The 14255-nt window shown below is 67.5% G+C and carries 10 protein-coding genes; 3 read left to right on the forward strand and 7 right to left on the reverse strand.

Annotated elements, in window-relative coordinates; genetic code table 11:
* Window positions 1-6 precede the first annotated feature (6 nt).
* The 3 genes from MLGJGCBP_RS20525 to MLGJGCBP_RS20535 all read right to left on the reverse strand — a co-directional run bounded on the left by MLGJGCBP_RS20525 (window position 7) and on the right by MLGJGCBP_RS20535 (window position 4979).
* Complete coding sequence (locus tag MLGJGCBP_RS20525; protein ID WP_236581236.1) at window positions 7-1410, reverse strand: amino acid permease; 1404 nt, start codon at window positions 1408-1410, stop codon at window positions 7-9.
* Window positions 1411-1748: 338 nt separating this feature from the next.
* Window positions 1749-3278, reverse strand: coding sequence for an alpha/beta fold hydrolase (locus MLGJGCBP_RS20530; RefSeq protein WP_236581222.1), 1530 nt, complete (start codon window positions 3276-3278; stop codon window positions 1749-1751).
* Between the two features lie 93 nt (window positions 3279-3371).
* The gene (locus MLGJGCBP_RS20535) at window positions 3372-4979 is read right to left on the reverse strand and encodes an SLC13 family permease (protein WP_160097785.1); all 1608 of its coding nucleotides are present in this window, start codon (window positions 4977-4979) and stop codon (window positions 3372-3374) included.
* Window positions 4980-5255: 276 nt separating this feature from the next.
* Between MLGJGCBP_RS20535 and MLGJGCBP_RS20540 the strand changes: the two genes are divergently transcribed.
* Together MLGJGCBP_RS20540 and MLGJGCBP_RS20545 are read left to right on the forward strand one after the other, a co-directional pair.
* A complete protein-coding gene (locus MLGJGCBP_RS20540; protein WP_160097786.1) occupies window positions 5256-6803 on the forward strand; it encodes an amino acid permease in 1548 nt (515 codons plus the stop codon).
* Window positions 6804-6841: 38 nt separating this feature from the next.
* Entirely contained in the window at window positions 6842-7867 is a 1026-nt protein-coding gene (locus MLGJGCBP_RS20545) for a glutamate ABC transporter substrate-binding protein (protein WP_160097787.1), read from the forward strand.
* 47 nt (window positions 7868-7914) lie between these two features.
* On the opposite strand, the gene MLGJGCBP_RS20550 is transcribed toward MLGJGCBP_RS20545, so the two are convergent.
* Genes MLGJGCBP_RS20550 through MLGJGCBP_RS20565 form a run of 4 tightly spaced genes read right to left on the reverse strand, consistent with a single transcriptional unit; the run spans window position 7915 to window position 12177 of the window.
* Window positions 7915-8598 (reverse strand): phosphonatase-like hydrolase, encoded by a 684-nt coding sequence (locus MLGJGCBP_RS20550; RefSeq protein WP_160097788.1) that lies wholly within the window; start codon window positions 8596-8598, stop codon window positions 7915-7917.
* A 43-nt stretch (window positions 8599-8641) separates the two neighbouring features.
* Complete coding sequence (locus MLGJGCBP_RS20555; RefSeq protein ID WP_160097789.1) at window positions 8642-10354, reverse strand: cobaltochelatase CobT-related protein; 1713 nt, start codon at window positions 10352-10354, stop codon at window positions 8642-8644.
* Between the two features lie 10 nt (window positions 10355-10364).
* Window positions 10365-11333, reverse strand: coding sequence for an AAA family ATPase (locus MLGJGCBP_RS20560; protein ID WP_087558646.1), 969 nt, complete (start codon window positions 11331-11333; stop codon window positions 10365-10367).
* A 10-nt stretch (window positions 11334-11343) separates the two neighbouring features.
* Entirely contained in the window at window positions 11344-12177 is an 834-nt protein-coding gene (locus MLGJGCBP_RS20565; protein WP_160097790.1) for an IclR family transcriptional regulator, read from the reverse strand.
* A 198-nt stretch (window positions 12178-12375) separates the two neighbouring features.
* Here MLGJGCBP_RS20565 and xsc point away from each other — a divergent pair, with 198 nt between their 5' ends.
* The gene (xsc, locus tag MLGJGCBP_RS20570) at window positions 12376-14184 is read left to right on the forward strand and encodes a sulfoacetaldehyde acetyltransferase (protein ID WP_160097791.1); all 1809 of its coding nucleotides are present in this window, start codon (window positions 12376-12378) and stop codon (window positions 14182-14184) included.
* Window positions 14185-14255: the final 71 nt, after the last annotated feature.

A 14255-nucleotide genomic window follows, 5' to 3' on the forward strand; every position in this document is an offset into this window, starting at 1 on the left:
AGTGTGTCAGTGTTGCTCGCGCGTCACGACTCCGACGAGTTGTTCCGCTTCCGCACCCGTGTCGGCCGGTTCCGCGGGCGGGGTGACGGTGTCGAGGCGTTCCGCGCTGGTGCGGCTGCGCCGGCGGAACTCGTAGCCGATCAGGATGAAGGCCAGCGTCACCACACTCAGCCAGAACTGCGAACGGGTGGTGGGGAGCACGGCCATCGCCGCGATCACGGTACCCATCAGCGCGATGGTCGCGTAGCTGAGCCAGGGGAACAGCCACATCTTCAGGCTGAGCGCCCCGGGATCCTGCGCCTCCAGCTTCCGGCGGAGTGCGACCTGGGAGATCGCGATCATGAGGTAGACGAAGAGCGCCACGGCGCCGTACGAGTTGACCAGGAACGAGAACACGAGATCCGGGGAGACGAACGCCGCGATCACCGAGGCGTATCCGATCACCGTCCCGGCGAGGATGGCGCGCCGGGGCACGCCGCCGCCCGACAGTCGGGTGAACATGTGCGGGGCATCGCCGTTGCGGGTGAGGGCGAACAGCATCCGCGACGACGTGTACAGGGCGGAGTTCAGGCAGGACAGCACCGCGGTGAGGATGACGACGTTCATGATCGTGGCCACCCCGGGGATGTGCAGGGCGGACAGGGCCGCCGCGTAGGGGCTGACCCCGACGGCTTCGGCGCTCCACGGCACCACGGCGACGACCACGAAGATGGATCCGACGTAGAAGGTGATGATCCGAACAACGATGGAGCGCATCGCCCGGGCGACGGCCTTCTTGGGTTCCGCGGACTCGGCGGCCGCGATGGTCACGATCTCGGCGCCGGTGAAGAAGGCGACGCAGGGAACGACCGCGGCGAGCACCGCGCCCCAGCCGAGCGGCGCGAATCCGCCGTGATCGACGAGGTTCGCCACTCCGGGGGTCGAGTCCGGCCACATTCCGGTGATCCACAGCGCACCCAGGCCGAGGAAGAGGACGATCGCGATCACCTTGATCGACGAGAACCAGTACTCGAACTCGCCGAACGACCGTGCCGATACGAGATTGGTGCAGGTCAGGAGTACGAGAAGACCGAGGCTGAGGGTCCACAGCGGCGCGGACGGTAAGTAGAGCTGGAGTATTCGACCGCCGGCGATGGCCTCGACGGCGACCACGATGACGAAGAAGTACCAGTACATCCAGCCGACGGAGAATCCGGCGCGATTGCCGAGCGCTTCCCTCGCGTACACGTAGAACGATCCGACCACCGGCCTGGCCACGGCCATCTCCGCCAGCATCCGCATGATCAGAAGCGTGATGACCCCTGCGATGAGAAACGACACGATCGCCGCCGGCCCCGCGCTCTCGATGACGACACCGCTGCCGACGAACAATCCGGCACCGATCACGCCGCCCAGGGCGATGAGGTTCATGTGCCGTTTCTTCAGGCCCTTTCCGAGCCCGGAGTCCTGGCCGGTTTCTTGGTCGGAGTCCTGGGATTGGGCCGGGGGTGGTGTTGCAGTCACGTTTTCCTCCACTGTGCGCTGACCGGGAACGTCAGGTCGCCATCGCGATCCGGGTCGGATCACCGGCGGTTGGAACGGAGAACAGTGCCGGCGGAGAAAGGGGAGACGGTCCACCGTGAACTGAACTGTTGATGTGATGCACAACACTGTATGGAGGGTGCGGTGGGGAGCACAGTGCCAGTTCCGGAGCGCCTCTGAGGTCCAGATTGTGAGGTTTGATGGTGGTGCGGTGGCTCAGGCCGGGTTCACAGAGGTGCGGTGATCGGCGCCTCGGGTGCCTCCGTGACGTTCGTGTGCCCGGTCTCGAGGTATTCGGTGACGGCCCGGTCGACGACGGCGTTGCCGCCCTGGATTCCGGCGCCGTGATCTCCGCCCCCGACGGTGACGAGGTTCGCCCCCATGTCGTGGGCGAGCCGAACTCCGCCCTGATACGGGGTCTGCGGGTCGCGCAGGCCCTGCAGGACGAGCGGCGCCGTCGCCAGCCCCCGGTTGCTCAACGCGGGTGGTGTGACGACGGGCGGCGCACCGGCGCAGAACGTTCCGGAGCTGTAGCCGTACCCGATGAGGTCGACGAGGTCGCCGGTCACGAACGTGGAGAACAGCCACCCGGGGATGCGGTCCGGCCGGGCCGCGACGGCGTTCTCGTTGCACAGCACGAGCGTCTGCATCGTCTGGGACTGGAGCAGTCGCGCGTACTCCTGCTCCGTCAGGTCGTTCAGCCCGGCACCCTCGGGGATCGCGCCGGGTCCGTCGCGGACCACCCGGGCCAGGAGCGGCCAGTTGTTCCGGGCGGGAAGCAGTTGCCGTGTCATCACGTAAATGCTGGACGACGTCTGGGTGTGCGACGGATTTGCGATGCCCCGGATGAAGGCCTCGAACTGGACCCGGGCCGGTCCGGTCAGATCGACCCCGCCGCGGTAGGCGTCGGCGCCCGCCTCCTCGACGATCCGGTCCGACCACCGCTGGTAGAACTTCAGCGGGGTGTCGCCGAGCCCGTACGTGTCGTCGTGGGCGGCGACCCAGTCCATGAGGTCGTAGAAGCGTTCCTTGTAGCCGTCGTTCTGCTGCCACAGCACGTCGTTCCACAGCCACTTCTGGTCGACCGCGGAATCGAGGACCATCCGGCCGGTGTGCTGCGGGAACAGCGTCGCGTAGGTGGATCCGAGGATGGTGCCGTAGGACAGGCCGTAGATGTCGATGACGTCCTCGCCGAGTGCGGCCCGGACCTGCTCCCAGTCCCGCGCGGTGTTCTCGGTCGTCAGGTGCGCCGTGGTGTCCGGCGCGGCGGACTCGCACGCGGCACGCGTTGCGGCGCCGCCGAAACCGAGGCCCATCGCCGTGGTCTGCTCGGGGGACAGGGTGCAGTCGACGGCGCCGGCGTACGGGAGCCCGCGCGGTTGCACACCGATCACGTCCCACTGTGCGCGGACCGCGTCGGGCAGGACATCGACGAACATGCTGTTCGAGCCGATCGCGTCGCCGCCCGGCCCACCGGGATTGGTGAACAGCACACCCCGCCGCGCGCCGGGATCCTCGGCGCGGTGGCGGGTGACGAGGACGTCGATGGTGCCGGCGGCCGGATCCGCATAGTTGCGGGGCACGGTGACCGACCCGCACTGCTCGGACGCCGGGTCGAGTTCGTATTCGGCCGGGCAGGGCCCCCAGTCGAGTTCGTCGCCCGGCGCCGGCTGCGCGGCGGCGAGCGGTGCTGCCCCCACCGTGACGGCGACGCCGATACCGACGGCCAGGGCCGCTCGTCCGAAGATCCCCCGCATACTCCCGCTGCCCCCTCGTACTCTCGCGATCGTTCCGCGGCCAGTCTCTCAGATCGCGTCCACCGCAGCGGCATTTGCGACCGCGTCCGTGCGTCAGCCGGCGCCGAGACCGACCACGGCGACCATCAGGGGCAGCAGGACGATGATCAGGATTCCGCCGATGATGTCGAACGTGATACCGCTTCGGATCATCGTGGTGATCCGTACCGCGCCGGAGCCGTAGACCACGGCGTTCTGCGGCGTCGACACCGGCAGCATGAAGCCGAACGACGCGGCGAACGTGGCCGCGAGGGCCGGGACGAACGGGTTGACCCCGGCCGCGATCGCCACCGGAATCACGATCGGCACCACGACCGCCGCGGACGCCGTGTTGCTCGTCGTCTCCGACACGGCGATGGCCAGGAGCACGGCGAAGATCGTGATGGCGACGACGCTCGTCAGGCCCAGCGAATCCGCGACGGAGGTGCCGATCGTCTCGGCGAGACCGGTGTCGGCGAGCAGCGACCCGAAGATGATGCCGGTGCCGAACAGGACGATCGTGCCCCAGTCGATCTGCGCCGCGTCCCGCCAGCGCAGGGTGAACTCGCGTTGCTCCCAGTCGGTCGGCAGCAGGAACAGCAGCGCCGCTCCGAACACCGCCACCATGCCTTCGTCGAGTCGGTCGCTGATCGTCGCGTAGAGGTCGGAGTCGTTGCCTGCGAACACGGCGACGACGCCGGGCAGGATCCACAGCGTCACCGTGACCCCGAACGCGATGAGCGTGTTCTTCTCGGCCCGCGACAGGGGGCCCATTTCCGCGCGCTGCTCCGCCAGGTAGTCGGAGACGCCTTCGATGCGCCGGATCTCCGGTTTGTTGAGGCGCAGCAGGATGAAGGCGAGCGCAATGAACATCACCAGGCAGATCGGGACGGCCATGACCATCCACTGCCCGAACGTGATCCGCTCCCCGGTGGCCTCCTCGATGAGCCCGCGCCCGATCAGGTTCGGCGGGCTCCCGACCGGCGTCAGCAGGCCGCCCACGCTCGCGCCGTACGCGAGCATCAGCATGATCGCGGCGCCGACGCGGAGCCGTAACGGGTCGAAGTCCGGTGCGACCACGCCGCGGTGCTGCATCAACTTGGCGATGACGCCGAGGATGCCGAGGGCCGTGGGCAGCAGCATGGCCACCGTGGCGGTATTGGACACGAACGCCGAGAGCCCGCACGTGATGACGCCGAACGCGACGATGACCCCGGTGGTGGACTGGCCGACCTTCGGTAGCGTCAGGATCCGGAACGCGAACCGCCGCGCCACGCCGTGCTCGAGCATCGCCTGAGCGAGGATGAACGCGCCGATGAACGTGAAGATCGTCGACGACCCGAACGCCGAGAGGACCTCGTCGGCAGGCGCCACCCCCAGAAACACCACGACGGCCACACCGAGCAGGCCGCCGATCGGGATCGGCACCGCCTCGGAAACCCACAGCACGATGACGCCGAGCAGGACGCCTGCCAGTGTCTGCTGGTTCGGCGGAATGTCGAGGGGCAGCGCGAGGAATCCGATGGTGAGCAGTGGCGCGAGAAAGAGCCCGATCGTGCGGCGGCCCTTCTCGAATCGCTCCTCCGCGGGCGAGAGTTGCTGCTCACCGAGGCTGCGGTACGTCGAGTGTCCGAGCAACGCCTTGTCGACGTCGGTTCGGTCGCCCTGGTTGTCGGTGGTCATGGCGCCTCCCGCGGCGACGAGGATCGGTACCGAAGTAGTACCCGCCGGGAAGGGCGTTATGCGCTGCGCTGCGCGATGGCCGGGCTCCGGATGCTGGTTCCCCTCCCGCCCTCGGATCTGGCTCTGGGCGGGCGCTGTATCCGAGTCGTAAGGTGAGGTGACCCACCAAAGAAGTGATGTGGATCACACTTGCTCGGTGCCCGCCCCTGCACCACCGTCCGACGACGGACGGCCGCAGGCAGCCGGCGCGCTCGGTCAACGCCCTCTGGAGGAAATGTGGACAGTACCGTTCCCGAACACACCGACAGTTCCGGTCTCGGAAAAGGCCTGAAACGCCGGCACATGAACCTGATCGCGCTCGGTGGCGTGATCGGTGCCGGCCTGTTCGTGGGCAGCGGCGTCGTCATCGGCGGTGCGGGACCCGCCGCGATCATCTCCTTCCTCCTCGCGGGCATCATCACGCTGCTGATCATGCGGATGCTGGCGGAGATGGCGGTGGCCAGGCCGGTGGTCGGATCGTTCTACGTCTACGCCCGCCAGGCGCTGGGGCGCCGGGCCGGGTTCGCGACGGGGTGGATGTACTGGTATTTCTTCGTCATCGTCGTTGCGGTCGAGGCCATCGCCGGCGGCCGGATCCTGCAACTGTGGATCCCGATGGTGCCGCTGTGGATGCTGAGCCTGGGGCTGATGCTGCTGCTGACGGCCACCAACATGGTGTCCGCCCGCTCCTACGGCGAGTTCGAATACTGGTTCTCCTCGATCAAGGTGGTTGCGATCGTCCTGTTCCTCGGGATGGGCGCCCTCTGGATCACCGGGCTGTGGCCCGATTCGACGCCGGGGCTCGGCAACCTCGTCAGTCACGGCGGATTCACCCCGCTGGGCTGGGGTGCGGTGCTCGCCGCGGTCGTCCCCTGCGTCGCCTTCTACACCGGGGCCGAGATCGTGACGATCGCCGCCGCCGAGTCGGAAGAACCGAAACGTGCTGTCGCCCGGGCCATGCGGTCGATCGTGGTGCGGATCGTGACGTTCTACGTCGGGTCGATTCTCGTGGTCGTCACCATCCAGCCGTGGGACACCGAGAGCGTCGGAGTGAGCCCGTACGCGTCGGTGCTCGAGGTGCTCGGAATTCCCGGCGTCGCCACGATCATGAACTTCATCGTCCTCACCGCGGTACTCTCCTGCCTGAACTCAGCGCTGTACACCACGTCACGAATGCTGTTCGCGCTCACCCGGAACGGCGATGCACCCAAGTTCTTCACCAAGCTCTCCCGCAACGGTGTGCCCCGTCGCGCGATTCTGCTCGGCACGACCATCGGCTACATCTCCGTCGCCTGCACGTACGTGTGGGGCGACGTCGTGTTCAACTTCCTCGTCAACTCCTACGGCGCCGTCGCGCTGTTCGTGTACCTGCTGATCGCCGTCTCCCAGGTGGTGCTCCGCCGGCGCCTCGAGCGCGAAGATCCCGCGGCACTGCAACTCCGGATGTGGTTGTTCCCCTGGCTGAGCTACGCCACCATCGCGCTGATGGCCACGGTCATCCTCGCGATGGCCTTCCTCCCGAGCACCCGCTCGCAGTTCCTCATGAGCGGTCTGACGTTGATCGCCATCCTGATCAGCTACGAGGTGCGCAGGTGGCTCGGCAAGGCGGGCGTCGACGACGAATCACTGTCCGCCGCTCCCCCGGTCGGTTCGGCGGACGAGTCCGTCTCGCAGGCCGAGAAGCGCATCGAGTCCGTGGAGACGCTCGGCGGCTCGGACATCGAACTGGCCGCGGCGGCGCAGCAGGAGCCGAATTCCCACCGCCACCACCGGAGGCAGTCGTGAACCATCATGCGGTGACCTGATCGAACGCGCAGCAGCCGATGACGAGATCGTGGAGACGAACCCCGGCCGGCCCGCACCTGCGGTGCCGGGCGGTGCTCGTCGCGGCAGTGTCCCTGTGCGTGGTGGGTGGGGCGTGCGCGGCCCCCTCGGCGCTCCCCCCGCCCCTCGCCGGCGACTACTCGCAATATTCGCTCCCGGACGGTGCCGAGATCCTGCCGCCCACGGCTGTCGTTCCACCGCCCCCACCGGATCCCTCTTCCTGCGGCGCACTGTCGAGTCTGAAGCCCGACCCCGGCTTGCGGCCGGACACGGCGCCGCCGGGGTCGGCGCTGGCCGCGATCGTCGCGCGGGGACGGCTGATCGTCGGAACCGACCAGAACACGAACCTGTTCAGCTTCCGGAACCCGTCGACCGGCACGCTGTCGGGGTTCGACGTGGACCTGGCGCGGGAGATCGCCCGCGACCTCTTCGGCGACCCGGACAAAGTGGAATTCCGTCTGCTCACGTCGGCCGGCCGCTTCGACGCACTGGAGCGAAACGACGTGGACCTGGTGGTTCACGCCACCTCCATCACGTGCGAGCGCGCCGCCCGGGTCGGATTCTCGTCCGTGTACTTCGAGGCGTTCCAGCGTCTGCTCGTGCCGGAGGGATCCGGCATCACTTCTCCCGCGGACCTGGCCGGCAAGCGGGTGTGCACCTTCATCGACACCACCTCGCTCGCCACGATCCAGCGGGTGGCACCCGAAGCCACGATTGTCGCCGTCCCCGACTGGGACGATTGCCTGACCACGCTGCAACTGGGCCAGGCCGACGCCGCGACCACCGACAACTCCATCCTCGCCGGGCTCGCCGCGCAGGATCCGAACCTCGAAATCGTCGGCCCGAATCTGGAACTGGAGCCGTACGGCGTCGTCGCGAACAAGGACAACGACGCTCTGGTCCGCTTCGTCAACGGAACCCTGGAACGGATGCGCGACGACGGAACGTGGAATCGCCTGTACGACCAGTGGCTGGGCTTGCTGGGGCCGACGGCGGGTCCGCCGGCGCCGAGTTACCGGGACTGACGGGTCGCGGGCCGGTCCTGCAGAACAGGACCGGCCCGCCTCGTCGATCAGCCCAGCAGTTCGGGGATCTTCGCGGCGCTCTCCAGAATGTGCGTGTGGGGCTCGGGGCGCAGCGTCGCGGCGTCGTGGGCGCCGGTCAGCACACCGACCACGTACCGCGCCCCGGCGTTCGTGCCTGCCCGCAGATCGTTGGGAGTGTCACCGCCGACCAGGACCTCGTCCACACTCTGCACGCCGGCCAGTTCCATCGCACGGAAGATGAGATACGGCGACGGCCTGCTCATCCGTACCTGGTCGCTGGTGATCACGCCGTCGATGTCCCGTCCGATCTCCCAGCCGACCTGCTCGAGCAGAGGCTGCGCGATTTCGCGTGAGTATCCGGTCTGGAGAACGATCTTGATGCCGCGCTGCTGCAGGGCGCCGAAGGCGTCGTGGACTCCCGGCAGTGCGGTGGGCGGTCTCTTCCGGTACACCGCGAGAAGCATTGCCGTGAACTCGGATTCGACGGAGTCGAGAACGGCCGTGTCGGCCGGTACTCCGCTCTCACGCAGCAGTCCCTCGATGGCCTGCCGCTTGCCCGTGCCCTTCCAGCGGTCGAAACGGTCGTCCGGAATCGGTCCGCCGAGGTAGTTCTCGACTGTGTCGCGCAACGCCACGTACACGGCGCCGCCCTCGTCGACGCTCGTGCCGGCAATGTCCAGGGTGACCAGCGATACCCGGGGTTCGGTCATGGGGGTGACTCCTTCGCAGTCGAGCCATTCACAGGCGCACCTGTCAGTGGGCGATCATCGACAGCACGTCGGCGATGACGTCGCTGTTGGTTCCGTGCGTCAGATCGAGCGTCCGGCAACGGTCGTAGTACGGGCTCAGATCCAGCCCGACGCCCAGGCCGTACACCTCGACCGCGCGTTCGTCCTCGTGCCGTTCGACCACGACCTGGAGGTGGTGGTCCAGGTAGAACTCGTCGTTGGCCAGCGCGGTGGCGCCGTCCAGTGGGCTGCCGTCCGAGATCACGAACAGCAGCCTCCTGCCCGGGCCGCGGTCGCGCATCCGGGAGCACGCCCAGTCGACGGCCTCACCGTCGACGCCCTCCTTGAACAGGTCGTCCTTCAGCAATCCCGCGATGGCGGGGCGCGCGCGGCGCCAGGTGGTCTCGGCGTCCTTGAACACCAGCTGCCGGACCTCGTTGAGACGTCCCGGATCGTCCGGACGACCGGACCGGAGCCAGTCTTTCCGGGCCCGGCCGCCGTTCCACGCGGTGGTGGTGAAGCCGAGGATCTCGCACCGGGCGTCGGCCAGTTCCAGCGCCCGCGCGAACACGTCGACCAGGACTGCGACCGGTTCGCTGAACTTCTTCATCGAACCGGAGCAATCGATGAGGAACGTCACCGTGGTGTCGTTCCGCGGTTCGGTGCGTTCGGCGCGGAAGAGTCTGCGTTCGGTGGGCGAGGTGACGAGCTGCGCGAGCCGGCGACCGTCGATGTAGCCCTCGTCCCGGCCGCCCTCCCAGCCGTCGCGGGCGGGCTCGGACAGCAGGGTCTTCAGCTGCCGTCCGAGCTTTCGGACGTTGAGACGATTGTTCTCGATGCCGCGGTCGAGGCGCAGTCGGAAGTCGCGGAGCAGTTCGGGCCGGACGAGGGACGTGATCTGCCGGGTCTCGTCGTAGGCGCGGGTGAACACGCGGTACCCGTCGCCGCCGTCACCCAGCGCGCGGCTGTGCCCCGAGACGGCCGTCGCGAACGAGTCGCTCTCGTCCGGCTCGAAGTCGAAGAGCAGGGAGAAGGTCGCGGCCCGGTCGTCGCGCGTTGCGCCGCCCGGCTCGTCCCCGTCCGCGGCCTGCTCCAATCGACGGCCGATCACGTCGGCGATCGCCAGTGCATGCACCGCGAAATCCGATTGCGAGCGCCGGGTTCGGCGCAGCAGCGGAAGCTGGTCACCGAGAGCGGAGGCCAGGCCGAACCGGGTCGATTCGATCAGGTCCTGCGTGGTCTCCGGTATCGGCTCGGCGGTGGTCCGCGCCCGGCACATCTGTATCACCGTGAACAGCAGCATGCCGTGCACGGTCTCCGTCAGCCCGGACGCCACGAACTCCTGCGACCACCGCGAGAATCGGTGGGCCAGATTCGCGCGCACCCCGTCCCACTCGCCGGCGGCCAGCGATTCGACGCGGAACTGTTCGAGGGTCTCGAAGATCAGCCGACTCGGCGTGTCCTCCGGGCACAGGCTGCGGTGCAGGGCGAGCTCGGTATGCAGCAGTCGCAACGCCATGCCGTCGCCCGCGCCGCGGAAGGAGGCGACGTCGGCGCGGCCGAACGACGGATGCAGGTGCGGGGCGGGCATCGGCACCCGCCGATGTCCGCGATGGAGTTCCGTTCCGCGAAAATGCAACTCACCCTCACCGGCGAGGGCACGGATGCTGGTGGCGCAGAGTTCACGAACCTCCTGCCGACGACGGACCGACTCGGGGCACACGGGCAGTTCTGCCATGACCGCCCGCTCAGGCCGTGCTCGCCGCGAGCATCGCCGACCACTCGGGTTCCTCGTCGAAGCATCGCTGGAAGTACTCGGCGACGACCGGCCGCTCGGCCTCGTCGCACTTGTTGACGAACGACAACCGGAACGCCAGTGCCGGGTCGTGGAAGATCTCGATGTTCTCGGCCCAGGTGATCACCGTGCGCGGCGACATCAGCGTCGACAGGTCACCGAGCCGGAAACCGTTGCGGGTCAAGTTCGCCACGGCCACCATCGACGCGATCAGCGACCGTCCCACGGACGGCACCCGCGCGGACACGATCTCGATCTCCTGTTCCGCGGGGAGATGATCGAGCGTCGCGACGATGTTCCAGCGGTCGATCTGCGCGTGATTGAGCCGCTGCGCACCGTGATACATCCCGTTCAGGTTGCCCAGGCCGACCGTGTTGGCGGTGGCGAACAACCGGAACGCCGGATGCGGAGTCAGCACCCGGTTCTGGTCGAGCAGGGTGAGTTTGCCGTCGCGCTCGAGGAGGCGCTGGATGACGAACATGACGTCGGGGCGGCCGGCGTCGTACTCGTCGAGGATGAGGGCGACGGGGCGCTGCAGCGCCCACGGCAGGATGCCTTCCTGGAATTCGGTGACCTGCTTGCCGTCTCGCAGCACGACCGCGTCCCTGCCGATCAGGTCCAGCCGGCTGAGGTGGCCGTCGAGGTTGACGCGCACACACGGCCAGTTGAGCCGCGCCGCGACCTGCTCGATGTGCGTGGACTTACCGGTGCCGTGCAGTCCCTGCACCATCACCCGGCGGTTGCGGTCGAACCCGGCGAGCAGGGCGGTGGTCACCGCGTGATCGAACCGGTACGCGGGGTCGACGTCGGGGACGTGGTCGACCGGTTCGCGGAAGGCACGCACCGTCAGGTCGGTGTCGAGTCCGAACAGCTCACGCGCCGAGAGCACGTGGCTGGGTGCCGCAGTGGTCATTTCGGGCATGCGCCCTCCTTCAGTTCATTTCTGCCGTTCCGTCGTCCAGGACCTCGTTCTCGATCTCACCGATGGCGTCGGCCGCCCGCCGCAACGCGGGAAGCAGCTTGAGCGCCTTGTCGGGGGTGAGTCGCATGACCGGGGCCTGGACTGCGATGCAGAGATTGGAATTACCTGTGGCACAGGGAACGAGCACCGCCGCGCACACGAGACCGGGCAGGAACTCCTCGTCGTCGATGGCGAAACCGTCGCGGCGGACCTGTTTGAGTTCGGTTTCGATGAGTTCGATGTCGGTGACCGTCTTGTTGGTGTACCGCTCGAGCGGCATGCGCCCGAGGAGTCGCCGGCGCTGGGCGGGGCTGAGCTGCGACAGGATCATCTTGCCGCTCGCCGAGCAGTGCGCGGGCACCCGCGACCCCGCATGGAGTGTAAACCGAAGGGGCTCGGAGGTTTCCACACGGTCGAGGTACACCACCTCACTACCCGACAGGGTGGTCACGTTGCAGCTCTCGCCGAGTTCCGCGACGAGGTTGCGGAGGATGGCGTGCCGCGCGCCGTGGTGGGTGTCGTTGAGCAGCAGGTTCTCGGCGAAGCGCCGCAGGCGCACACCGGTGCCGTAGTGCCTGCCGTTGTTCTGCCGGGTGAGGAGTCCGGCGCCCTCGAGTTGCTGCAGCATGCGGTGCAGGGTCGGCTTGGCCATGCCCGTCTCCTCGACGAGTCCCTGCAACGTGAAGAGCTGGTCCTTGGACGCGATCATCTCGAGCAGCGCGAACAGACGGAGCGTCGGCGTGTCTCCGGGTAGCTCCGTCGTCGGGTGTCCGTTCGACTCGTCGATCCGGTGAATCTCACCCACGGTTCCTCCTAGGCAGAACGGCGACGCATTCGCATCGTGTATCGAAAAATCATACATCCGGTTCCGTTTTTAGGAACATTCATTGACGAAGCGTGTGACGTGGCCTACTGTCACTGCAGATCACAAAATCACGAACGAAACGTTCCGATTTTTGACATTCTCGGCCGGTTCCGGCGCGCCCCTGAAGGAGGATCACACATGACCAAGAAGAAGAACGGTGCCGATCGCACCGCTGTTTCCGGCGTACAGAAGATGACACCGTCGGAGGCGTTCGTCGAAACGATGGTCGCGAACGGCGTGACCGACATGTTCGGCATCATGGGATCGGCCTTCATGGACGCGATGGACATCTTCGCTCCCGCAGGCATCCGGCTCGTCCCCGTCGTGCACGAGCAGGGCGCCGGACACATGGCCGACGGATACGCCCGGGTCAGCGGACGTCACGGCATGGTCATCGGGCAGAACGGCCCGGGCATCAGCAACTGCGTCACGGCGATCGCCGCCGCATTCTGGGCGCACAGCCCCGTCGTCATCGTCACCCCCGAGGCCGGCACCATGGGAACGGGCCTGGGCGGCTTCCAGGAAGCCAACCAGTTGCCGATGTTCCAGGAGTTCACGAAGTACCAGGGCCACGTCAACAATCCCAAGCGCATGGCCGAGTTCACCGGCCGCTGCTTCGACCGCGCGATGTCCGAGATGGGTCCGACGCAGCTCAACATTCCCCGCGACTTCTTCTACGGCGAAATCGAGACGGAGATCCCGCAGCCCACCCGCCTCGATCGTGGCCCCGGCGGCGAGAAGAGCCTGAACGAGGCGGCGGAACTGCTGGCGCAGGCCAAGTTCCCGGTCATCGTCTCCGGCGGCGGCGTCGTGATGGCCGACGGTGTCGACGAATGCAAGGCACTCGCCGAGCGACTCGGCGCCCCCGTCGTCAACAGCTACCTGCACAACGACTCGTTCCCCGCCAGCCACCCGCTGTGGACCGGACCGCTCGGCTACCAGGGCTCGAAGGCCGCGATGAAGCTGATCAGCCAGGCCGACGTCGTACTCGCCCTCGGCACCCGCCTCGGCCCCTTCGGCACCCTCCCGCAGCACGGCATGGACTACTGGCCGAAGAACGCCAAGATCATCCAGATCGACGCCGACCACAAGATGCTCGGCCTGGTCAAGAAGGTGTCCGTCGGAATCTGCGGCGACGCGAAGGCCGCGGCCGTCGCGCTCACCGAGCGGCTCGAGGGCAAGGCCCTCGCGTGTGATGCCAACCGCGAGGAGCGCGCCGAGAAGATCGACGCCGAGAAGGCGGCGTGGGAGAAGGAACTCGACGAGTGGACGCACGAGCGCGACCCGTTCAGCCTCGACATGATCGCCGAACAGGAAGGCGAGGAAGGCAACTGGCTGCACCCGCGTCAGGTGCTGCGTGAGCTGGAGAAGGCGATGCCGGAGGACGTGATGGTCTCCACCGACATCGGCAACATCAACTCCGTCGCCAACAGCTACCTCCGCTTCGAGAAGCCGCGCAGCTTCCTCGCCCCGATGAGCTTCGGCAACTGCGGTTACGCACTGCCGACCGTCATCGGCGCGAAGGCCGCGGCACCGGAACGGCCCGCCATCGCCTACGCCGGTGACGGCGCCTGGGGCATGAGCCTCGGCGAGGTCATGACGGCCGTCCGGCACGACATCCCCGTCACGGCCGTGGTGTTCCACAACCGGCAATGGGGCGCGGAGAAGAAGAACCAGGTCGACTTCTACAACCGCCGCTTCGTCGCCGGTGAACTCGAGAGCGAATCCTTCGCCGGAATCGCGCAGGCGATGGGTGCCGAGGGCATCGTCGTCGACAAACTCGAAGAGGTCGGTCCCGCGCTGCAGCGCGCGGTCGCCGCGCAGATGAACGAGGGCAAGACCACGGTCATCGAGATCATGTGCACCCGCGAACTCGGCGACCCCTTCCGCCGCGACGCCCTCGCCAAGCCCGTGCGCCTGCTCGACAAGTACAAGGATTACGTGTAAATCCAACTGCTGCCAGCACGTGGCCTCCGGCGATCACGCCGGAGGCCACGTCCCGTGCGTTCCTGGTACCG

This window comes from Rhodococcus sp. T7, assembly GCF_009872365.1.
GTDB lineage: Bacteria > Actinomycetota > Actinomycetes > Mycobacteriales > Mycobacteriaceae > Rhodococcus_F.

Excerpts from the sequence above, each read along its gene's own strand:
- MLGJGCBP_RS20545 (WP_160097787.1), top strand. The coding sequence starts at position 6,842 with ATGACGAGATCGTGGAGACGAACCCCGGCCGGCCCGCACCTGCGGTGC.
- xsc (WP_160097791.1), top strand. The coding sequence starts at position 12,376 with ATGACCAAGAAGAAGAACGGTGCCGATCGCACCGCTGTTTCCGGCGTA.
- MLGJGCBP_RS20530 (WP_236581222.1), bottom strand. The coding sequence starts at position 3,278 with ATGCGGGGGATCTTCGGACGAGCGGCCCTGGCCGTCGGTATCGGCGTC.
- MLGJGCBP_RS20535 (WP_160097785.1), bottom strand. The coding sequence starts at position 4,979 with ATGACCACCGACAACCAGGGCGACCGAACCGACGTCGACAAGGCGTTG.
- MLGJGCBP_RS20550 (WP_160097788.1), bottom strand. The coding sequence starts at position 8,598 with ATGACCGAACCCCGGGTATCGCTGGTCACCCTGGACATTGCCGGCACG.
- MLGJGCBP_RS20555 (WP_160097789.1), bottom strand. The coding sequence starts at position 10,354 with ATGGCAGAACTGCCCGTGTGCCCCGAGTCGGTCCGTCGTCGGCAGGAG.
- MLGJGCBP_RS20560 (WP_087558646.1), bottom strand. The coding sequence starts at position 11,333 with ATGCCCGAAATGACCACTGCGGCACCCAGCCACGTGCTCTCGGCGCGT.
- MLGJGCBP_RS20525 (WP_236581236.1), bottom strand. The coding sequence starts at position 1,410 with ATGAACCTCATCGCCCTGGGCGGCGTGATCGGTGCCGGATTGTTCGTC.